The 20,242-nt window shown below is 70.5% G+C and carries 21 protein-coding genes and 1 pseudogene; 8 read left to right on the top strand and 14 right to left on the bottom strand.

Features of this window, described 5'->3' with window-relative positions:
- Window positions 1-86 precede the first annotated feature (86 nt).
- On the bottom strand, window positions 87-2,402 hold the full coding sequence (locus tag ACFXB5_RS22260) for a WD40 repeat domain-containing serine/threonine protein kinase (RefSeq protein ID WP_385210549.1): 2,316 nt from the start codon (window positions 2,400-2,402) through the stop codon (window positions 87-89).
- 188 nt (window positions 2,403-2,590) lie between these two features.
- Here ACFXB5_RS22260 and ACFXB5_RS22255 point away from each other — a divergent pair, with 188 nt between their 5' ends.
- Both ACFXB5_RS22255 and ACFXB5_RS22250 read left to right on the top strand, forming a co-directional pair.
- The gene (locus tag ACFXB5_RS22255) at window positions 2,591-3,601 is read left to right on the top strand and encodes a hypothetical protein (protein WP_385210546.1); all 1,011 of its coding nucleotides are present in this window, start codon (window positions 2,591-2,593) and stop codon (window positions 3,599-3,601) included.
- A 136-nt stretch (window positions 3,602-3,737) separates the two neighbouring features.
- Window positions 3,738-6,083 (top strand): glycoside hydrolase family 65 protein, encoded by a 2,346-nt coding sequence (locus ACFXB5_RS22250; RefSeq protein WP_385210544.1) that lies wholly within the window; start codon window positions 3,738-3,740, stop codon window positions 6,081-6,083.
- 195 nt (window positions 6,084-6,278) lie between these two features.
- On the opposite strand, the pseudogene ACFXB5_RS22245 reads toward ACFXB5_RS22250, so the two are convergent.
- Both ACFXB5_RS22245 and ACFXB5_RS22240 read right to left on the bottom strand, forming a co-directional pair.
- Window positions 6,279-6,905 (bottom strand): annotated as a pseudogene (locus ACFXB5_RS22245) (LysR family transcriptional regulator); the annotation flags it as partial.
- 57 nt (window positions 6,906-6,962) lie between these two features.
- On the bottom strand, window positions 6,963-7,652 hold the full coding sequence (locus ACFXB5_RS22240) for a M24 family metallopeptidase (protein WP_385210541.1): 690 nt from the start codon (window positions 7,650-7,652) through the stop codon (window positions 6,963-6,965).
- Between the two features lie 262 nt (window positions 7,653-7,914).
- On the opposite strand from ACFXB5_RS22240, the gene ACFXB5_RS22235 reads away from it, so the two are divergent.
- The gene (locus ACFXB5_RS22235; RefSeq protein WP_385210538.1) at window positions 7,915-8,640 is read left to right on the top strand and encodes a GAF and ANTAR domain-containing protein; all 726 of its coding nucleotides are present in this window, start codon (window positions 7,915-7,917) and stop codon (window positions 8,638-8,640) included.
- A 56-nt stretch (window positions 8,641-8,696) separates the two neighbouring features.
- Here ACFXB5_RS22235 and ACFXB5_RS22230 read toward each other — a convergent pair whose 3' ends face one another.
- A complete protein-coding gene (locus ACFXB5_RS22230) occupies window positions 8,697-9,464 on the bottom strand; it encodes an alpha/beta fold hydrolase (RefSeq protein WP_385210535.1) in 768 nt (255 codons plus the stop codon).
- Window positions 9,464-9,841, bottom strand: a complete 378-nt coding sequence (locus tag ACFXB5_RS22225) for a DUF1330 domain-containing protein (protein WP_385210532.1) — start codon at window positions 9,839-9,841, stop codon at window positions 9,464-9,466. The genes ACFXB5_RS22230 and ACFXB5_RS22225 overlap by 1 nt, the downstream gene beginning before the upstream one ends.
- A 118-nt stretch (window positions 9,842-9,959) precedes the next feature.
- On the opposite strand from ACFXB5_RS22225, the gene ACFXB5_RS22220 reads away from it, so the two are divergent.
- On the top strand, window positions 9,960-10,868 hold the full coding sequence (locus ACFXB5_RS22220) for an alkaline phosphatase (RefSeq protein ID WP_385210530.1): 909 nt from the start codon (window positions 9,960-9,962) through the stop codon (window positions 10,866-10,868).
- Window positions 10,869-10,941: 73 nt separating this feature from the next.
- Here ACFXB5_RS22220 and ACFXB5_RS22215 read toward each other — a convergent pair whose 3' ends face one another.
- The 6 genes from ACFXB5_RS22215 to ACFXB5_RS22190 form a co-directional block, all read right to left on the bottom strand.
- Window positions 10,942-12,393: a sensor histidine kinase gene (locus tag ACFXB5_RS22215; protein ID WP_385210527.1), complete on the bottom strand. Its 1,452-nt coding sequence runs from the start codon at window positions 12,391-12,393 to the stop codon at window positions 10,942-10,944.
- Window positions 12,390-13,166, bottom strand: coding sequence for a response regulator transcription factor (locus tag ACFXB5_RS22210; RefSeq protein ID WP_385210524.1), 777 nt, complete (start codon window positions 13,164-13,166; stop codon window positions 12,390-12,392). Before ACFXB5_RS22210 ends, ACFXB5_RS22215 begins: the two co-directional genes overlap by 4 nt.
- A 93-nt stretch (window positions 13,167-13,259) precedes the next feature.
- A complete protein-coding gene (locus tag ACFXB5_RS22205; protein ID WP_385210521.1) occupies window positions 13,260-13,676 on the bottom strand; it encodes a PepSY domain-containing protein in 417 nt (138 codons plus the stop codon).
- A gap of 257 nt (window positions 13,677-13,933) precedes the next feature.
- Entirely contained in the window at window positions 13,934-14,626 is a 693-nt protein-coding gene (locus ACFXB5_RS22200) for an SDR family oxidoreductase (RefSeq protein WP_385210519.1), read from the bottom strand.
- A gap of 60 nt (window positions 14,627-14,686) precedes the next feature.
- Window positions 14,687-15,445, bottom strand: coding sequence for an enoyl-CoA hydratase/isomerase family protein (locus ACFXB5_RS22195; protein ID WP_385210516.1), 759 nt, complete (start codon window positions 15,443-15,445; stop codon window positions 14,687-14,689).
- A 12-nt stretch (window positions 15,446-15,457) separates the two neighbouring features.
- Window positions 15,458-15,838, bottom strand: a complete 381-nt coding sequence (locus tag ACFXB5_RS22190) for a hypothetical protein (protein ID WP_385210513.1) — start codon at window positions 15,836-15,838, stop codon at window positions 15,458-15,460.
- A gap of 286 nt (window positions 15,839-16,124) precedes the next feature.
- On the opposite strand from ACFXB5_RS22190, the gene ACFXB5_RS22185 reads away from it, so the two are divergent.
- Genes ACFXB5_RS22185 through ACFXB5_RS22175 form a run of 3 tightly spaced genes read left to right on the top strand, consistent with a single transcriptional unit; the run spans window position 16,125 to window position 17,233 of the window.
- Entirely contained in the window at window positions 16,125-16,412 is a 288-nt protein-coding gene (locus ACFXB5_RS22185; RefSeq protein ID WP_385210511.1) for a helix-turn-helix domain-containing protein, read from the top strand.
- 12 nt (window positions 16,413-16,424) lie between these two features.
- A complete protein-coding gene (locus ACFXB5_RS22180) occupies window positions 16,425-16,664 on the top strand; it encodes a winged helix-turn-helix domain-containing protein (protein WP_385210508.1) in 240 nt (79 codons plus the stop codon).
- The gene (locus ACFXB5_RS22175; protein ID WP_385210505.1) at window positions 16,661-17,233 is read left to right on the top strand and encodes a transposase; all 573 of its coding nucleotides are present in this window, start codon (window positions 16,661-16,663) and stop codon (window positions 17,231-17,233) included. Before ACFXB5_RS22180 ends, ACFXB5_RS22175 begins: the two co-directional genes overlap by 4 nt.
- Here the strand turns inward: ACFXB5_RS22175 and ACFXB5_RS22170 are convergent.
- Window positions 17,214-17,861 carry an NAD(P)-dependent oxidoreductase gene (locus ACFXB5_RS22170; protein WP_385210502.1) on the bottom strand — a complete coding sequence of 216 codons (648 nt, stop codon included), beginning with the start codon at window positions 17,859-17,861 and terminating at the stop codon, window positions 17,214-17,216. The genes ACFXB5_RS22175 and ACFXB5_RS22170 overlap by 20 nt on opposite strands.
- Before the next feature lie 74 nt (window positions 17,862-17,935).
- On the opposite strand from ACFXB5_RS22170, the gene ACFXB5_RS22165 reads away from it, so the two are divergent.
- Window positions 17,936-18,502, top strand: coding sequence for a TetR/AcrR family transcriptional regulator (locus tag ACFXB5_RS22165; protein WP_385210500.1), 567 nt, complete (start codon window positions 17,936-17,938; stop codon window positions 18,500-18,502).
- 178 nt (window positions 18,503-18,680) lie between these two features.
- Here ACFXB5_RS22165 and ACFXB5_RS22160 read toward each other — a convergent pair whose 3' ends face one another.
- Together ACFXB5_RS22160 and ACFXB5_RS22155 are read right to left on the bottom strand one after the other, a co-directional pair.
- Complete coding sequence (locus ACFXB5_RS22160) at window positions 18,681-18,998, bottom strand: hypothetical protein (RefSeq protein WP_385210497.1); 318 nt, start codon at window positions 18,996-18,998, stop codon at window positions 18,681-18,683.
- Between the two features lie 269 nt (window positions 18,999-19,267).
- Window positions 19,268-20,230, bottom strand: coding sequence for an electron transfer flavoprotein subunit alpha/FixB family protein (locus ACFXB5_RS22155; protein WP_385210623.1), 963 nt, complete (start codon window positions 20,228-20,230; stop codon window positions 19,268-19,270).
- Between the last annotated feature and the right edge of the window lie 12 nt (window positions 20,231-20,242).

Here is a 20,242-nt window from a genome sequence, read left to right as displayed (position 1 = left end):
TTGGGAGCCCGCCCGGTGGGGGGGGCGTGGGGCGGAGCCCCAGTTGCGGGAAGGGGCGGGGAGGGGAAAGCAGCCCGCCGCAGGCGTCACGATCCGCCGGACGCCCCCTGGCTCGCCCGGTACGGGTTCTTCCACAAGTACACCTTGTGGTGCTTGGTGTCATTGCCCGCGATGAGCCGACCGTCCCTGCTGAAGGCCACGTCCCGGACCGTGCTCTCCGCCCCCCGCGCGCCGGTCGACAGGATGGCGCGTGGTTTGCGTGTGGCCACGTTCCACAGCATCAGTCCATGTCCGGCGGGGGCGGCGAGCGTCTTGCCGTCCGGACTGAACGCCAGGTGGTCGACCGTCGCCTGGTAGGAGTCGCTGAGTGCGGCTCGCTGACGGCCGGTCTTCACATCCCACAACCGCACCTTGTCGTAGCTACCGGTGGCGATCGTCTTGCCGTCCGGACTGAACGCCAGGCTCAGGATTCCTTGCGCGGGGGAGATGGTGACCCGCGGATCGTGTTGGCCGTAAGGTTCCGGATCGCGGTGTGCCACGTCCCACAGCCGCACCGAGTGTTCCGGGGTGAGGTTGCTGTCGGAGTCGTCGCTCGCGGAGGCCAACGTCCGGCCGTCCGGGCTGAAGGCCACACCCGTGACTTTGGCGTCCTGGTCGTAGTAAGCGAGTATCTCGTCCTGCTTGCGGCTGTTGATGTCCCACAGGGACACCGAGCCGGACTGACTGCCGGTGGCGAACAGCTTGCCATCCGGGCTGAATGCCACCCTTTCGCCGCCGTTGACGCCGTCAAGGACGCGAATCTGCCGGTGCTTGGCCACGTCCCACAGGGTTACCCAGCCGGTCGTATTGGTGGCAGCGAGGATCTTGCCATCGGGGCTGAACGTCACCTCGCGAGTCGGGAAGCCGTTGTTGCCGACGCCGTCGCGTTGGGTGAAGGTGGCGCGTGGTTTGCGGTCGGCGACATTCCACAGTCGCACCTTGCCCTCGTCGCTGCCCGTGGCCAGGGTCTTGCCATCCGGGCTGAACGCCATGCCTTCGGTGTCTCTGGACTGCCCGGTGGGGCCGATGGCGGCCGTCGGCTCGAACGAGCGATAGGGGAGGCTGGGGCCGCGGTCGGGGGAAGAGCCGGGGAGGTAGACGGCGATCAGGACGACGGCGAGGACGAGGATCCCGACTCCGCTGAGCAGGACGGCCAGCCCCGGGGCAGGCGTGGTGAGCGGGTCCGGGACGGGTGGATTCGGCGAGGTGTCCGCACTCGGTGGGGTCGCGGGGTCGCCGGGGGCGGCGCCCCGTGCCGGGTCGGGCGCGGCCGGAGCGGACGGCGGCGGTACGGGGGCGGCGGGCCCGGAGCCGCGCGGCGACAGTGATGTGCGTGTCTCGGCGTCGGGCGAGCCGGGAGTGCCCAGCGAGCCAGGGGCGTTGACCGGGCCGGGTGCCACGCGCTCGGGCCCTGACGGCGACACCACGGTGCGGGTGTGGGCGTCGGCGATGGCGTCCGCGATGCCCGTCGTGCCGACCCGGCCGCACTGCTCGATGACCTGGGCGGGGGTCGGCCGCCGCTCCGGGTCCTTCGCCAGACAGTGGTCGGCGATGGCCCGGAGGGGCTCGGGGCAGCCGTCGAGGTCGGGAGCCTGCTCCAGGATGCGGTAGATGACGCTGTGGTCGGAGCCGCCGCCGAAGGCGAGCCGTCCGGTGGCGGCGAAACCGGCGATCACACCGAGGGCGAAGACATCACCGGCCTCGGTGACGTCCTGCCCCCTGATGTATTCGGGCGCCATGTAGGCGGGTGTTCCGGTGCGCATCCCGGTGGCGGTCACCGCGGTGACATCCGCGGCCCGCGCGATACCGAAGTCGATGACCTTCGGTCCCTCGGCGGTGAGGATGATGTTGGAGGGCTTCAGGTCACGGTGGATCACATCGGCGGCGTGGATGGACTGCAGGGCCTCGGCCACCCTGGCGATCAGCCCCAGCGCCGCGTCGGCCGGCAGCGGCCCGCTTTCGGCGACCGCGTGCTGAAGGGACGGCCCGGGTACGTACGCCGTGGCCAGCCAGGGCTCCTCGGCCCGCAGATCCGCGTCCACGACCGGCACGGTGTAGAGACCCTGGACCCGCCGGGCCGCGGCCACTTCCTGCTCGAAGCGCTTGCGGAACGAGGCGTCGCCCGCGTATTCGCGGTGGACGACCTTGACCGCCACCGCACTGCCGGCCGGTGTACGCGCCAGGTAGACGCGGCCCATTCCCCCCGCGCCCAGCACCGCCTCCAGCCGGTACGGACCGGCCGTGGCGGGATCCGCGGCCCCCAGGGGGCGGTGTGGTGGCGGAGCTGTCGGCCACCCCGGTCGCTGCCCCGCCCCAACGGGTGGAACCGCCAATCGACCATGGTCATGGTCCGGTCGGGACATGCTCCCCGTCACCCCGTCTCTCGCCGTTCGGGCGAGCGACAGCGTAAACGAACCCACCACCCCGTAGCAGCTCTCCCCCCATACGAAGACACGAAGACCGGATCTCCGGAACAGCGTCCGGACAGCAAGCGATCATCCGACGTCTGGAATATGTCAGGTGGGGGCACTCATCACGGATGCGCTGCGGAGTGCTCGACATCGGATCCCGTACCGTCCATCTCAAGATCGCCGACCTTTTCCCCGGTAGACCCCCGGAGCCGGTGGCCTCGTGGAAACAGCCGGTCCACCTGGCCGACGCGACCGATCGCCAGGGGGTGATCCCCCGCGAGGCGATCCGGTCCCTGGTCGGCGCCGTCACCGCGAGTGCCGCGGCCGCGTCCGCCCACCACGTCGACCATCTGATCCCCTTCGCCACCTCGGCCGTGCGGGACGCGGCCAACCGGGACGCGGTGCTCGACGAGATCGAGGCCGCCACCGGTATCCGCGTGGGTTTCATGAGCGGAGTGGAGGAGGCCCGGCTGACGTTCCGGGCGGTGCGCGGCTGGCTCGGCTGGTCGGCGGGGCGGATACTGCTCCTCGACATCGGCGGCGGCTCCCTGGAGATCGCCTGCGGAAGCGGCACGGACCCTGCCCTCGCCGTCTCCCTGCCGCTGGGAGCCGACCGGCTCACCCGCCACCATCTGCCCGATGCCACGCCAGTGAAGAAGCGGGACGTCAAGGCGTTGCGTCGGCACGTACGCTCCGCCCTCGGCCAGGGCACCGCCGAACTGCGCGCACAGCCGACGCCCCTGTCCTGCGTCGCCACGTCCAGGACGTTCGCCCAGCTGGCCCGCCTCGCCGGAACCCCGCGGCCCGGCAACGGTCTGCCCGCGGTCCACGGTCTCAGCCGTAAGGAGCTGGTGCCCTGGGTGTCACGGCTCGCGGTCAGAACGGACGGACAGCGGGCGAAGCTGCCCGGAATCTCCGCCTCCAGGGCGCGTCAATGCCTGGCCGGTGCCATCGTCGCGGAGGTCGCCATGGAGATCATGGCGGTGAAACGACTCACCATCTGCCCATGGGCCCTGCGCGAGGGCATTCTGCTCGACCATCTCTCCCGCCTCGAGGGCAAACATCCGGAGTTCGGGACCACGCCGTTCATGGCCACGCCGTTCACGGCCACGCCGCGCGCGATCCGCGCGCTCCCCCAGGGCGGCCGTTGAGCCCGCCGCGGCGCGCGGCTGACATCGCCGGTAGAGCCGGTAGAGCCGGTAGAATCGTCAATACGGCGAAGTTGGGCATCCCGGACACAGTGCGCGGCGTGGCATCGGACCTCTACGAGCTGCTGGAGGGTCGCAAGTGATCAGCCACCATGCCTATGCCGTCGAGCCGTGGTGTCTGCGCGAGACCGAGCTCAACCTGGACGTACTGGCCCAGAGCGAATCCGTCTTCTCGGTGTCCAACGGGCATGTCGGCTGGCGCGGCAACCTCGACGAGGGCGAGCCGCACGCCCTGCCCGGCAGCTATCTCAACGGTGTGCACGAGCAGCATCCGCTGCCGTACGCGGAGGGCGGTTACGGATTCCCCGAGTCCGGCCAGACGGCCATCAACGTGACCAACGGCAAGCTCATCCGGCTGCTGGTCGACGACGAACCGTTCGACCTGCGCTACGGGCGGTTGCGCTCCCATGAGCGGGTGCTCGATCTGCGTACCGGACTGCTCCACCGCGTCTGCGAATGGACCTCGCCGGTCGGCAAGACGGTCCGGGTGCGCTCCACCAGGATGATCTCCTTCAGCCAGCGCGCCATCGCCGCGGTCGCCTACGAAGTGGAGCCGCTGGACGACCGGACGAACGTGGTCGTGCAGTCGGAGCTCGTCGCCAATGAGCAACTGCCCACGCTCAGCGGCGATCCCCGGGTCGGCGCCGCTCTGGAGTCATGCCTGCTGCCCGAGGAGAACTTCGCGCTCGACCTGCGGCTGCGCCTGGTGCACCGGACGGCGGTGAGCGGGCAGCGGATCGCGGCCGCCGCCGACCATGTGGTGCGGGGCCCCGGATCCACCCGGACCGCCGGCGAGGCCACGGATGACGTGGGCCGCGTGACCGTCACCGCCGTGCTCGACCCCGGCGAGCGGCTGCGCATCGAGAAGTTCGTGGCGTACGGCTGGTCCGGATTCCGTTCGCTGCCGGCCGTCCGGGACCAGGTCGAGGCCGCGCTCAGCGGTGCGCGCAACACCGGCTGGCAGGGCCTGGTCGATCAGCAGCGCGAGTTCCTCGACGGCTTCTGGCACCACTCCGACATCGAGGTCGACGGTGACGCGGAGATCCAGCAGGCCGTGCGCTTCGCCCTCTTCCACGTACTGCAGGCCGGCACCCGGGCCGAGCAGCGGGCGATCCCGGCCAAGGGCCTGACCGGCTCCGGCTACGACGGACACGCCTTCTGGGACACCGAGGCGTTCGTGCTGCCACTGCTCACCTACGCCTCGCCGAACTGCGTCGCCGAGGCCCTGCACTGGCGGCAGAACACCCTGCCCGCGGCGCGGAAGCGCGCCCGGCAGCTCGGACTGCGGGGCGCGGCCTTTCCATGGCGCACGATCGACGGCGCGGAGTGCTCCGGGTACTGGCCGGCCGGAACCGCGGCCTTCCACATCAACGCGGACATCGCGGCGGCCGTCATGCGCTACATCCGGGCCTCCGGCGACACGGACTTCGAGCGGCGGACCGGGCTGGAACTGCTGGTGGAGACGGCCCGGCTGTGGCATTCCCTCGGTCATCACGACTCCGGGGGCCGCTTCCACATCGACGGCGTCACCGGCCCCGACGAGTACAGCGCGCTCGCGAACGACAACGCGTACACCAACCTCATGGCCCGGGCGAATCTGCGGGCCGCGGCGGATGTGGCCGAGCGCCACGCGGCGGAGGCCGCGGCGCTCGGTGTCGACGAGCCGGAGACCGCCGCATGGCGTGATGCCGCCAGGGCGATGTCCGTGCCGTACGTCGACGCGCTGGGCCTCCACGAGCAGTCGGCGGGCTACACCGGGCTCGACGTATGGGACTTCAAGGGCACACCACCCGAGCACTATCCGCTGATGCTGCACTTCCCGTACTTCGACCTGTACCGGAAACAGGTGGTCAAGCAGGCGGACCTGGTGCTGGCGATGTTCCTGTGCGGCGATGCCTTCGAACGCGACCAGAAGGCGCGGAACTTCGCCTACTACGAGCCGCTGACCGTCCGGGACTCCTCGCTGTCGGCCTGTGTGCAGTGTGTGATGGCCGCCGAAGTGGGCCATCTGCGCCTGGCCTACGACTACTTGGGCGAGGCCGCGCTGATGGACCTGGCCGACCTGGAGAAGAACACCCGCGACGGCCTCCACATCGCCTCCCTCGCGGGCACCTGGATCGGGCTGGTGGCCGGCTTCGGCGGCCTGCGCGACTACGGGGACGTCCTGTACTTCGCGCCCCGGCTTCCCGAGAGCCTCCACCGGCTGGCCTTCTCGCTGCGGGTCCGGCAGAGCTGTCTGCGGGTCGACATCACGGGCTCGCAGGTCACCTATGCGCTGCGGCAAGGCGATCCCATCCGGATCAGCCACGGCGGCGAGGTCATCACCCTCGCCGAGGACGCCCCGCAGACCCGCCCCCTCGAGCCGCCCACCGCCCTCCCCGAGCCCGCCCAGCCACCGGGCCGACGTCCCGCGCCACGCCGCTGACGCCCGAGCAGACCGCACCCCGCAACGCCGCGTCCGAATCCCGCCAGCGCCACGGTGGCCGTTCCCCCAGGATGGTCGGCAGCCGACCAGTGAGGACGGTCTCGTCAACGACGCGTCGATCCGCCGCGCCGCTGCTGGCGGTCTTGCTGGCGGCGCAGTGCATCCCCAACGTGGACACCGCCATCGCCAATCGTCCCGCACCCCCGCCTCCCGGGCCACCGTCAGCAGCGCCTCGGCGAGCACGGAGGGGGGATCGTCCGTGCCGGTGACCAGGCCGACCCGTGGCCCGCGTACGGGGCCGTCCAGCGGCACGACCCGCATCCCGGCGGGCACGCCGAACATGCGCAGCCAGGCGTGTGAGATCACACTGGACCAGCGCCCGCCGCGGAGGTGTGCGTACAGCCCCGGCACGCTGTCCGACTCGATCGCGGGGGTGGCGGTGGCGCCGTCGGCCGCGAAGTACTCGTTCATGATGCGGCGGTTGCGCATCCGCGGGACCAGCAGGCACAGGGGCAGGGACGCGGCCTGCGACCACCGCGCCTTCCGGGCGCCGGTCAGGCCGCCGCGCAGGGTCGAGAGTTCCTGGAGCAGCGCGTCCCGCTCGGCCAGGATGCGATGTGCCCACGCCAGCACCAGCTCGCCCTCCGGGGTCAGCCCCTCGAAGCGCCGCCCCCGCCGCACGATCGGTACGTCCAGTTCGTGTTCCAGGCGGCGTATCGCGGCGGGCAGCGAGGGCTGCGAGACGTAGCAGGAGGCCGCCGCGCGGGCGAAGTGCCGCTCCCTGGCGAGCGCGACGAGGCACTCCAGCTGACGCAGCAGCATGCACGGCCTCCGTGGGAAGCAAGGGACCCTTACGCCCGGCGCGCCACCGGGGACCGGTCACAAGGTGAGCAGTTCCTCGTGGAATCCGCCGAACCCCCGCTCCCGGTCGATGAGGTGGATCTCCAGGATCCAGTGGCAGCGGCGTCCGGTCTTGTCGGTGCGCCGCAGTGGTGTGCCGTTGCCGGGCGTGATGTACGACTCCATGTCCGCGCCGTCGATCGTCTCGTGCGGGAACTCCCCGACCAGATGTCCCGCGTGCCAGCCGCCCAGCTCCCAGCCGGCCTCGGCGGCCAGGCGGCCGACCTCGGTGTGCAGCCGCTCGCCGGTGATCTCCGGGTCGCCCTCGAAGAAGGTCTTCCCGGCGGCGAACACCCTGGGCAGATCGTCCCGCAGCCGGTGCTTGACCGGGTCGTCGCCGAGGACGAACGTCCGTCCGAAGTCGGCCTCGTACTCTTCGAAGATCGGCCCGAAGTCGGCGAACACGATGTCGTCCGTACCGATCGCCCGGTCCGGCGGATTCTCCCGGTACGGCAGGAGGGTGTTCGGCCCCGAGCGCACGATCCGCTTGTGCCAGTGCCGGGTCGTACCGAACATCGCGTTCGCCAGGTCCCGGATCCGGTCGCTGACCGCCCGCTCCCCCTCCCCGGGCGCCACCAGCCCGCGCTCCTCGATCTCCGCGAAGAGCCGCACGGCCTTCGCCTGGGCGTCCACCAACCGTGCCGCACGTGTGCCTTCGTCGTCCGCCATGGGGCCGAACATAGCCATCTCGATCACTTCCCTCAACGCGATACGTGCCCACCAGCCGCCGCCGTGCGGATGTGCTCGCCGACGGGTTCCACGGAGCGCGAAGTGGTACTCGTGCGGACGTAAGAGGCCATGCTGCGTCGTCCGACACCGACGTCAGGTGGTGGTCGCACCGGAGCTGTTCCTTCGGACGCTGGACTCCGTCGCCCCGGTGGCACGTCACGATGCCGACCGAGAGGCCACGGGCCTTGTGAAGGGATCCCTGATGAGTGTCGACGACGCGTACAACGGCAGCGACATCACGCAGTGGCTGCTGGAGACCGACTCACTCGAGGACTTCCTGCAGACACTGGCCGACGCGGCCCTGGAGTTGTCCCGCGCCCAGGGCGCCGGCCTCACGCTGCAGCGGGATGGCCGGCCCCTGACCGTGGTCAGCTCCGGTACCGCGGCACCGGAGTTGGACGAGAAGCAGTACGGCCAGGACGACGGCCCCTGTCTGCAGGCGCTGCGCACCGGAGAGGAACTCCTCATCGACGACATGCTCGCGGAGACCAGGTGGGGCGACTACCCCGCCTACGCCGTCGCCTGCGGGATGCGTTCGTCCCTCTCGTTGCCGATAGCCCCTCGCACCCACACCACCGGCGCCCTGAACCTGTACGCCGCCCCGCCGGAGGCGTACGCACAGGCCGATCTCACCTCCTTGCGCTCACTCGCCGCCCAGGCGACCGGCGCCATCGCGCTGGCCCAGCGCATCGCCGACACCCAGGAGTTCGCCGGTCAGCTGCAAGCCGCCATGACGCATCGCAGCGTCATCGACCAGGCCCTCGGCGTCATCATGGGCCAGCGCCGGTGCACCGCGCAGGAAGCCTTCGGCATCCTGCGCTCCGCCTCCCAGCACCGCAACATCAAACTCCGCGATCTGTGCACAGAGCTGATCACCAACCTCACCGGCCGGCCGCCCACCGCACCCGGGCTGCGCCCCCGCTCCTGATCCCATCGGGGGTGGCAGCCACTGATCCACCGGGGGTGGCGGCCATATCCGCGCGGCTACCCGTGGTCCAGGGACGCCCAGAAGCGGGTGAGAACCTCGGCACCACGGTGCGGGTCATGTGTCATCCACCAGTGGCCCAGCCCGTCGAGGACCTCCACCCGGGCACCGGCCCGGCGCGCGCCGCGGCGTCGCTGCTCGACGGTCCCGCCCACGTGGTCCTCGGTGGCGAGCACCACGAGCCCCGGCCGCCGGGCCGCGTTCTCCAGGTCCCGGCCGAGTTCGGTCATCACCGGTCGGGTGGCGGAGGTGTAGAGCGCGATCACGGCCCGGCCCATCGCCTCGTTCTGGCCCTGGGCGACCCGTTCGGCCACCGCCTCGCCCATCCCCCGCTCGACGAGCGTCGCGATCCGCCGCTCGAGGGGCGCGCCGAAGCGCGCGGCCACATCGGCCTCGCCGGCTCCCGGGGTCTGCCATCGCTGGGCGAGCTCATGCCAGACGTACTCGGGGTCGTAGACCCCGATCGTGTCGCTGACCCAGCTGCGTACGAGCTCCGGGCGGCTCATCACCGCGTTGAGGACATGTCCGCCACCCCAGTCGTGGCCCACCAGGTCGACGGGCTCGGAGAAGCCTGTCAGCTCGCCGATCAGCCAGTCGCGATACTCCCCGACGGTCGCCCCGAACCCGTCCGGCAGCGGTGCGCCGAACCCGGGCGGGGACAGCCGGATCAGGTCGGCCGGAGCCGCACCGGCGGCCTCCAGTTCGGCGATCAGCAGATCCCAGACGGCCGCCGTCTCGGGATTGCCGTGTACGAAGACCGCGGGCATCAGCTCACCCCGCCCTGGAGCGGCACGGTGGGCTGCAGGACCGATTCCACCAGCGCCTCGGTGCGGAGGTGGGCCACCGCCTGATAGTCGGGGTCGCGGGCCATGTCGGCGAACGCCTGGCGGCTGGGGTAACGCACCAGGAGCACCGTGTCCCATGCCTGTCCGTCCTCGGCGACCAGGGCACGACCGCCGTCCCCCAGGTACTCCACCCGCAGTCCGTACCGCCCGTGGATCTCCGAGCCCAGCGCCTCGATGTAGCGCTGGTAGCTCTCGCGGCCACCGTCCGGGCGGAACCGCAGCAGGTTCAGCATCACCACGGGTCCACCGGGGTCCTCGGCCAGCAGTGCGTCGAGGGCCCGCTCATCCATCTCGATCATCAAAACCTCCTTCAGGATGAGGAGCAGCCTATAAACTTGTTGGCCAACACGCAAATTAGTCGGACCCGGACCGGCCGGGCCCGGAGCACCCGGCGTCCGCGCCATCGCCGCTGCCGCCGTGGCCGCCACCACCACCGCCGGCGCCTTCGACAGCGAGGAGCAGGCCCGGAGCGCCATCGAGGACGGGAAGGCGAAGAACGTCATCCTGCTGATCGGCGACGGCATGGGTGACTCGGAGATGACGCTGGCCCGTGACTACACCGTCGGGGCCGACGGCCGGCTGAACCTGGACAAGTTCCCGCTCACCGGCGCCTACACCACCTACGCGGTCCACGCCGACGGCACCCCGGACTACGTCACCGACTCCGCCGCCAGCGGCACCGGCTGGGCGACCGGCCACAAGACCGTCAACGGACGCATCTCCAAGACACCGGGCACCGACAAGGCGGTCCCGACGGTCCTGGAGCTCGCGCAGAAGAACGGGTACGCCACCGGCAGCGTCACCACCTCCGAGCTCACCGACGCCACTCCCGCGGTGCTCGCCTCCCACGCCACCGACCGCTCCTGCCAGGGCCCGGCCGACATGGCCAAGTGCCCCGCCGACACGATCGCCGCGGGCGGCCCCGGCTCGATCGCCGAACAGTCCGTGAACCACAAGGTCGACGTCCTCCTCGGCGGCGGCAAGGCGCGGTTCGACCAGAAGGTCACCGACGGCGCGTTCAAGGGCATGACCGTCACCGAGCAGGCGCAGAAGCTCGGCTACCAGGTCGTCACCGACGACCACGGCCACACCAGCCAGATCGTGCCGCTGGAGGCCACCCCGCCCGGTCTGTCCTCCACCCTCGTCACCGATGAGGGCCAGCAGCTCAAGGTCAACTACTCCACCAACACCCCGGGTCAGTCCCAGGAGCACACCGGCACCCAGGTGCGCATCGCCGCCCAGGGGCCCGAGGCGTACCGCGTCCTCGGTGTGACCAACCAGACCGACCTGTTCACCACCGTCCGCGAGGCCCTGCGCCTGCGCTGACCGCACACGCCGAGGAGGGGATGGCCGGCACCGGCCTCCCCTCCTCGGCACGCCCGGTATGCCCTCGAGGATTTCAGCCCATCCGTGCGGGTGGTGTGGCATCGTGCCGGGCGCGGGCGGCCGTGCGTGAGTGGCGGGTGTCGGCCGTCTTGAGGCGGACGATGGCGTCCAGGCCGCCGCCGGGCGCGGCGTCCAGGGTGATGTCGCCGCCGCCGGCGCGGGTGAGCTGCTGGACTATGGGCAGGCCCAGTCCGGTGCCGTCGTGGTAGGCGTCCGCGGCGCGCCAGAAGCGGTCGAACGCGCGTCGCCGTTCGCTCTCGCGCATGCCGGGGCCTTGGTCCATCACGTGCAGTGCGACGTCCGCCGGACCGCGGGGATCCTCGCCCACCGGGGTTTTCGCGAGGGTGATGACGGATCCTGGGGGTGAGATCCGCAGTGCGTTGGAGAGCAGGTTGTCGATGATCTGCTCCAGGGCGCCGGGGATCGCCCACACCTGGCCGATGCTGGGGCCCAAGACCGCGATGTCGACGAGGTGTTCGGCGGCGAAGGCGGTCCACATGGCCGCCCGGTCGGCGACGACGGTGTCCAGGTCGGTGGGTTCGGGGGTGGTGGCGGAGCTCTCCAGCCGTGCGAGGGCGAGCAGACCTTGCACCATGCGGCCGAGCCGTTCCACTTCGCCCACGGCCTCGTCGAGGCTGCCCTGGGCGCGGGGGTCGAGGTAGGGCTCGAAGTTCTCCAGTCGCAGACGCAGTGAGGTCAGTGGCGTCTTCAGCTGGTGGGAGGCTTCGGAGGCGAACGCCTCCTGGGCGCGCAGCAGATGCTGCAGTCGGGAGGCGGTGTGGGTGAAGGAGGAGGCGAGCTGTCGGAGCTCGGGTGGGCCGAGGTCGGTGGCGGGCGGATCTGTGAGGGTGCCGTTGGCGAGTTGGGTGGTGGCACGTTCCAGGGCCCGGACCGGGCGGGTGATCCAGCGGGCGAGGGCGAGGGCGATCAGGGCGACGGCGGCCAGGACGCCGACCCCGACGGCGGCCAGCACCAGCCAGGCGTCATGGATCTTCTGGTTGACCGTGGCCAGGGGGTAGGTGACGCGTACGACACAGCGGACGGTGGTTCCGGAACTTCCCGGCATGGTGGCGGAGAAGGCTTCGCCGTCCATTACGGGATCCTGGCGGGTGCCCGTGGTGGATCGGTTGCGCAGTGCGCCGGCGATGTCCGGATCGGCGGAGAGGTCCGTTCCGGTGGAGCGGGTGCCGCGAGAATCCGTCAGCACCTTTCCAGTGCGGTCCACGACGATCACATGACTGTCGGTGCCGCGTGCGAACCTCGCCGCCAACTGAGGTACGTCGGAGGCGGCGTCCTCCTCGACGTTCTCCTCCAGCACCTCGGCAAGCATGACCGCGCCCTGCTGGCCGGTGTTGGCGAAGCGGGACATCTGCTCACTGGCATACACATACCCGAACGGCACTTCGAGGCACAGCAGCACCAGCAGTGTCAGGCTGAGGTAGCTGAGGAGGAGGCGGTGTGTCACCGGGTTTCTCCCAGGCTCTCCGGTGAGGTGGCACCGGGCGCTTCGGGGGGCGGGGTGAGGCGGTAACCGACGCCACGGATGTTGTCGATCCAGGAGGAGTCGCCGAGTTTGCGGCGCACCCCGGCTACGTGCACATCGAGGGTCTTGGTGGGGCCGAAGAAGTTGGCTTCCCATACGGTGTCGAGAATCTGCTGGCGGGAGTAGACCGCGCCCGGGTCCTCGGCGAGGTAGGCAAGCAGGTCGAACTCCTTGGGGGCCAGTGCGACCGATTCCTGGTGAAGGGTCACCTGGCGGGCCCGGCGGTCGATGGTGAGCGGCCCCAGGTGCTGGGGTCCGGCGGCAGGTCCCGAAGCGAATCCGCCCACCGGGCCCGGTGCGGTCTGGCTGACGCCCAAAGTCCCCTGGTCGATGCCCGGGGTGGTGGGCCAGGCGCGCCGGGTGACGGCCCTGATACGGGCGACCAACTCCCGTACGCCGAAGGGCTTGGAGAGATAGTCATCCGCACCGAGTTCCAGGCCGAGCACGCGGTCGACCTCGTCGCTCCGGGCGGTGATCATGATGATGGGAATCTGGGAGCGGGCTCTGAGGGCCCGGCAGACGTCGATGCCGTCCATGTCGGGGAGCCCCAAGTCCAGCAGTACCATCTCCGCTCCGGCGGCGGCCAGGCCGTCGGCGCCGGTACGGGCGTGGTCCACGGTGAACCCGAAGCGGTTCAGCCCCTCCACCACCGGTCCGGCCACCCGGTCGTCGTCCTCGATGAGCAAGACACGCATCTCGACAGGGTCACAGACCTCGGATCCGCCGGGTGGCGAAATCACCGGAACCGCTCAAGAGTTGATGACACCGATAAGGCTCTCCCGAGGTGGTCAGCCTTCGTTTTCCTCGGTGCCCTCCTCCTTGGTCTTGACGACCTTGAAGCTCTTGTCGAGGTAGACCTCTATCGATGTGCCGTCGGCCTTCTTCACCTCGACCGCGTAGAGACCGGGGTTCTCCTGGTCCTCTTCCGACTTCAGGACAGTGCCGGGGTGCGCGGCCACCGCCGCCTTCTCGGCCTTGGACTTGATCTCCCCGGTCAGGGGCGGCTCCACCTTTCCGTCGTCGTCACCACCGCCTGCCTCGCCACCCGCGGCACCACCCTCGGCTGCGGCGTCCCCGGCCGGGGCGGAGGATTCGGCCGCCGTGTCCTTCGCGTCGTCCTTCGAGTCCGAGCCGCCGCAGGCGGAGAGCGAGAGCACGAGGGCGATGGCCGGGACGGCGGCAAGCGCGCGGATCTTGGCGTTCATAAGGGTCCTCCGGGGAAAGTGGGCGGCAACCGCCAATCGGCGAACGGACCGCCGAGTTCTGGCGTCCGCGAATGCCAAAACCCTAGAACCGCGCACTACAACGCATAGCCAGTGTGGTGACAGCGTGGAGTAAGGGATCCGATAAGAATTCTCAGCGCCTGCCGTCGGTTCGTTTACTCTCTCTCAGCGCCTGGCGACTGCTCTCTCAGCGCCTGGCGACCGGCGACACCGTGCATACGTGGCACACCGACGTCACCTCAAAGCGGCCTCGCAGGCGTACGACGAGCGGCGCGGTGGCCGATGGTCTGGCCGCCGTCGATGAGGAACTCCCCGCCCGTGGTGTACGAGGCGTCGTCGCTCGCGAGGAAGAGCACCATGCGGGTGACCTCCTCAGGCTCCCCGATGCGGGGTACCGGCTGGTGGGCGAAGAGGTCGGGGGAGGCCGCCTCGCCCATCGGTGTGCGGATGACGCCCGGGTGGACGGAGTTGACGCGCGGCACATAGCCGACGCTGCCGGCGAAGCCCGCCATACCGGTGGCGGAGGAGACGTTGACGACCGCGCCGTGGCCACGCTCGCACATACCGGGGAGGACCGTGTGCATACCGAGGAAGGCGCCCACCAGGTTGACGTCGAGGATCTGCCGGAAGTGCTCGGGAGACTGCTCTTCCACACTGCCACGGTGGATGATCCCCGCGTTGTTGACCAGGACGTCCACCGGGCCGAGGGTGTCCTCGACCGCGCGGACGACGGACTGCCATCGCGTTTCGCCGGTGACGTCGAGGTGGCAGTACCGCGCCTGGGGGAGCTCGGCGGCCAGGGCCTCTCCCTCGTCGTCGAGGAGGTCGCAGATGGCGACCCGGGCACCTTCCGCGGCCAGCCCACGGGCGTGCGAGGCGCCCATGCCCCGGGCTCCGCCGGTGACGATCGCGACTTTTCCTTCGAAGCGCATGGTGAACTTCCCTTCCGTATCGACGAGTCGGACTCATCGGGGCGCTGAGCGGCATCCACCTCAAGGACGGCCGAAGGACTCGATGATCGTGGCGGCTTCCGGCGTCATGACCGCCTCGGCGATCACCTGGGCCTCTTCCCTGCCTCTCCGCTCACGCGAGGTGACCCAGCTGGTGCGCAGCAGGTGTTTGGTCCGCCCGAGGGCGAACGTCGGTCCCGCGGCGAGCCGTTCGCCGAGTCGGAGTGCCCGTTCGCCGAGCGCCGTGTCGTCGACCACTTCATTGACCAGCCCCCAGGCCGACGCTTCCTCCGCGGTCAGTGTCCGGCCCGTGAGGGCGAGTCCGAGTGCGCGCTGTTGGCCGATCGCGCGGGGCAGGAGGTACGAGACACCGCAGTCGGGTGTCAGTCCGGCGTCGGCGTAGGCGAGGAGGAACTTCGTCGACGCCGCCGAGACGATCACGTCGCAGCTCAGCATCAGCGCCAGACCGGCACCCGCCACGGCCCCCTGGACCGCGGCGACGACCGGCTTGTCCAGCGCCGCGAGCCGTTGCAGGGCGAGATCGAGGGTGATGGCCAGTTCCTCCAGGTAGGCCTCCCGGTCCGGCGCGGCGGCCATCGCGGTCACATCGCCCCCCGCGCAGAACCGCCGGCCCTCGCCGCGGACGAGTACCGCTCGCACGGCGGGGTCGGCCGCCCGGTCCACCGCCGCGGTGAAGGCACGCGCCGTGGGCAGGTCCACGGCGTTCGCGTGAGCCGGCCTGGCCAGGGTGATACGGGCCACGTCTGCCGCGCAGTCATAGCGCACGAGGTCGTCTGTCATGGCAACGCACACTCACTCACGCTCGGAGGGACGGTCGTCGGAGGAACGGTCCTCGGAGGAACGGTCGTGGGAGGGTCGGAGATGCCGGGCCAGCAACTGGGCGAGATGGGTGCCGCGGACACCGGCGAGCTGGTCGAGTTGGGTCCGGCAGGAGAACCCGTCGGCCAGGACGACCGCGTCCGCCTCCGCCTTCCGCACGGCCGGAAGCAAAGCCGTCTCCGCCACGGCGGCGGAGATCTCGTAGTGTCCCCGCTCGACGCCGAAGTTCCCGGCCAGCCCGCAACAGCCGCCGACGGTCCGTACGGTGGCGCCGGCGTGTCCGAGCAGTTCGGCGTCGGCGGTCCAGCCCATGACGGCGTGCTGGTGGCAGTGCGGCTGTGCGATGCCGCGCACGCCGTCGAGCCGCGGTGGTGTCCATGTAGTGGTGGCCGTCAGCAGTTCGGCCAGTGTGCGCGTCGCGGTTCGTACCTCTGTGGCGCGGGGGTCGCCGGGCAGCAGTTCGGCGGCGTCCTTGCGCAGTACCGCGGTGCAGGACGGCTCCAGCCCGACGACGGGGATCCCTTCCTCCAGGGCGGGTTCGAGCGCGTCCAGGCTGCGCCGCAGTTACTGACTTCGGCGTCTTGGGGTTATCTGTGTCGGGGCTGGTGACGCGGTCCGTCTGAGCTGGTACGCCGGAGGCATGCGGTATCCGGACGGGGGCGGGCTGACCGCCGAGCAGCGCAAGCGCCGGGAAGAGGTACGGATGCGGGCTGTTGACCTCTTCGAGGAGGGTGTGGAAGTCCCGTGCAGTGCCCGGGAGTTACGGGTGAGCGAGAAGTCGGTCTACCAGTGGCGCCGCGCCTGGAGGACGGGCGGACGCGAGTCGCTGCGTTCCAAGGGCCCCTCCGGCTACGACTGCCGGCTCGGCCCTCACCTGCAGGCCAAGCTCGCGACCTGGCTCGACGAGGGGCCGGCCGCGCACGGCTGAGCGGACGACCAGGTGTGGACCGCCGCCCGGGTGCGCACGCTGATCGGGCGGAAGTTCCACATGTCGTACAGCGTCTCCGGGGTGACCCGGCTGCTGCACCGGATGGGCTACAGCGTGCAGATGCCGGCCCGGCCCGCCGCCGAACGGGACGAGGACGCGGTCACCGCATGGCGGGAGGTGACCTGGCAGGAGGTAAAACCCTCCGGGCGGCGACCGGCGCGTTCGTCTGCTTCGAGGACGAAGCGGGCGTGACCGGTCGGCCGCCCAAAGGCCGCACCTGGGGCCGCCGCGGGACCACCCCGACGGTCAAGGTGTCCCGCCGCAGCCGGGGACGGCTCTCGGTGGCCGGGCTGCTGTGCTACCGGCCCGGCCTGCCCGCCCGCCTGTGCTACCGGCTTCGCCGACACACCGGCCGCAAGGGCGAGCGCCGCTCGCTGGGCGAGACGGACTACATCCGCCTTCTCGACGGCACCCACCAGTTGCTCAAAGCCCCGCTGATCGTGGTGTGGGACCGGCTGAGCACCCATACCTCCAAGTCAATGAAGGCGCTCGTGGCTGAGCGGGACTGGCTCACGGCGGTCCTGCTGCCCGGGTACGCGCCCGAACTCAACCCGGTCGAGGGCCTGTGGGCGCACATCAAGCGGAGCCTGGCCAACCTGGCCACCCGCACCCTCGGCGAACTGGAGACACTGCTCCGCAGGCGACTCAAGGCACTGCAGTACCGGCACGGCATCCTCAGCGGATTCTTTGCCGGGACCGGCCTCGCTCTCGACAGACCGAACTGGCCTGGAAGCGCCGAGGTCAGTTGCCGACGGAGATGACGTGTCCGGTGCAAGCGGGGTTCGTGGCGGCGTCCAGCATTGCGGTGGCGAAGTCGGCCCTGGTTATCTGGAAGCCGCCGAGGACGTTACGGTCGACGCCGCCACGGTAGCCGCCTTTGCTCTGGCGGTCAGTCAGCCGTCCGGCCCTGACGATCGTCCAGGGTACGCCGGAGGCGCGGACGATCTGTTCGGCCCGGCGCATGTCCTCGATCATGTGCCGGAGCAAGGGGGCCAGAACGACCGGCTTGACGAAGAAGCGGGTGAGCGGGTCGTCGCCGGGGCCTGGTGCCATTGCGCTGTTGCTCGCGAGGACGAGCCGCGGCTCGCGGTGACTACCGGCCCGGATCGCGGTGGTGAGGATATCCACGGTCTCGGTGCACACGCGGGTGGGGTGCTTCAGATCGCGGGTGCCGATCGCGCTGAGGACGGCGTCGCGTCCGGCGATGGCCGCCGTGGCGGCCGTGGCGTCCACCGCGTGCGTCTCGACGATGGCGATTCGATCCCGCAGGTCGGGCGGCAGCCTGGTCGCGTCGCGGACCATGGCGGTCACCTCGTGGCCGGCATCGACGGCTTGGCGGACGATCTGGCAGCCGGTTCCGCCGGTCGCGCCGAGAACGGTGAGTTTCATAGGAGCCCCTGGGTTAGTAAATATTCACTCACCACTAGAGTGGGTAAGCACTCACTCACCTGTCAAGGGGGATCATGAACGCGCGGGAGCGGATCCTGGACGCGGCTGCCTCGGTCATGCGGGAACATGGCGTCGCCCACGCGACGACCAAGCAGATCGCGCGCGCGGCGGGTTACTCCGAGGCACTGCTCTACAAGCACTTCCGCGACAAGGAGGAGATCCTCCTGCATGTCCTGCAGGAACGGATGCCCGTCTTTCCCGGCGGAGCCGTTCCCGGCGAGGGGACCGTGGAGGCCAACCTGGTCGCGGTGGCCCACGGCGCGCTGCGCTTCTACCTCCACGCTTTCCCGATGATGGCGTCCATGGTGGCCCAGCCCCAGCTGATGGCGGCGGCCCGCGAAACCCTGACCCGATACGGCGCCGGCCCGCAGCACCCGGTCCGCATGCTGGCCGACTACCTCCAGGCCGAGCAGCACCTTGGCCGTGTCTCGGCTGACAGCACTCCCGAGGCTGCCGCAGCGCTCCTCATGGGCGCCTGCTTCCAACAGGCCTTCCTGCGCTACTTCGGTGGCGGCCCCGACTTCCCCGAATCAGCCGCCGCCGGTCTCGTGCACGGCCTGCTCCCCGCCCTGCTGCCCTGACCGACCAAAGCCCACCAACAAGAACACGACCTCACACTCAAGCGAAGCCTAACCTCAGCGAACTGCCGACCCTGCCCCGCAGACAGCTCAAGGCACCGCACCCGCACCACGTCCTCGGCGGAGCCCTCACTGGGATACGTCTCGACCGATAGATCGCACAGACCCCGAAGCGCCGAAGTCAGTAAGCGCGGGCGCCGTCGAGCTGGCCGGTGGAGATCCAGGTCAGCCCGCAGCAGACGGGCCCTTCGGTGAGCCGCACGGCGTACCCGGCGTCCTCGATCACCGTCACGGCCGCCTTCCCGACCTCCGGGCTGAAGTGGTCGGTGAAGGTGTCGACCCACAGGAGCACCGGATTCCCGGTGGCGGCGGGCCGCCCGGCGAACCACTGCCGGAAGGTGGGGGTGGCGAACGCGGGCAGCTCCCGGCGGGTGTCGACGCCTCCCAGCCGCTTGACGAGCGCCGCGGGCCACGGCCTGCTCAGCACGGCGTTGGCCACGCGGGGCAGGCGTGAGGCCAGGCGTGCCCAGCGGGGCAGCCATCCCAGAGCGTAGTGGGCGGCAGGTCTGATCCGGCGGCGGTAACGCTGGTGCCATGTCCACACCCGCCGGGCAGTCGGACGAGCAGCCCTTGCAGGACAGGCACAGGTCCAGTGCCTGCGCCACGTCGTCCGAGCGGAACCCCGGGATCAGCGAGCCGTTCGCGACCTCCTGGAGCGCCCGGGCCCGGCCTGGACCGGAAGCGGCCACGCTCCGGCTTGGAGCTCCGTCAGCCCTTGCGGGCCCTGACCTCCTCGGTGAGCCGGGGAACGACCTCGAAGAGGTCGCCGACCACGCCGTAGTCGACCAGGTCGAAGATCGGGGCCTCGGCGTCCTTGTTGATGGCCACGATGGTCTTCGAGGTCTGCATACCGGCCCGGTGCTGGATCGCACCCGAGATACCGGCCGCGATGTACAACTGCGGCGAGACCGTCTTACCCGTCTGACCGACCTGATGGGTATGCGGATACCAGCCCGCGTCCACCGCCGCACGCGAAGCGCCGACGGCCGCGCCGAGGGAGTCGGCCAGGGCCTCCACGACGGGGAAGTTCTCCGCACCGCCCACACCACGCCCACCGGAGACCACGATCGCCGCCTCGGTCAGCTCCGGACGACCCGTCGACTCACGCGGCGTACGCGACACCACCTTCGTCCCCGTGGCCTGCTCCGAGAGGGACACCTCCAGCACCTGAACCGCACCCGCGGCCGCGGCCACCTCCGGAGTGGCCGAGTTCGGCTTGACCGTGATGACCGGCGTACCCCTGGACACCCGCGACCGGGTGGTGAACGCGGCGGCGAACACCGACTGCGTCGCCACCGGACCCTCCTCCCCCGCCTCCAGATCGACCGCGTCGGTGATGATGCCCGACCCGATACGCACCGCCAGCCGGGCCGCGATCTCCTTGCCCTCCGCGGAGGACGGGACAAGCACCGCTGCCGGGGAGACCGCCTCGTACGCGGCCTGGAGCGCGTCCACCTTCGGCACCACAAGGTAGTCGGCGAACTCCGGCGCATCCGCGGTCAGCACCCGCGCCGCACCGTACTCGGCGAGGACGGACGCGGTGTTCTCGGCACCGGAACCGAGGGAGACGGCGACGGGCTCGCCGATGCGGCGGGCCAGGGTCAGCAGCTCCAGGGTGGGCTTGCGGACGGCACCGTCCACGTGGTCGACGTAGACAAGGACTTCAGCCATGGGAATCGCTCT

The sequence above is a fragment of the Streptomyces sp. NPDC059455 genome (genome assembly GCF_042750115.1).
GTDB lineage: Bacteria > Actinomycetota > Actinomycetes > Streptomycetales > Streptomycetaceae > Streptomyces > Streptomyces endocoffeicus.
Note: the sequence above shows the minus strand (reverse complement) of the source record. Positions and strands in the feature narration are given on the sequence as shown.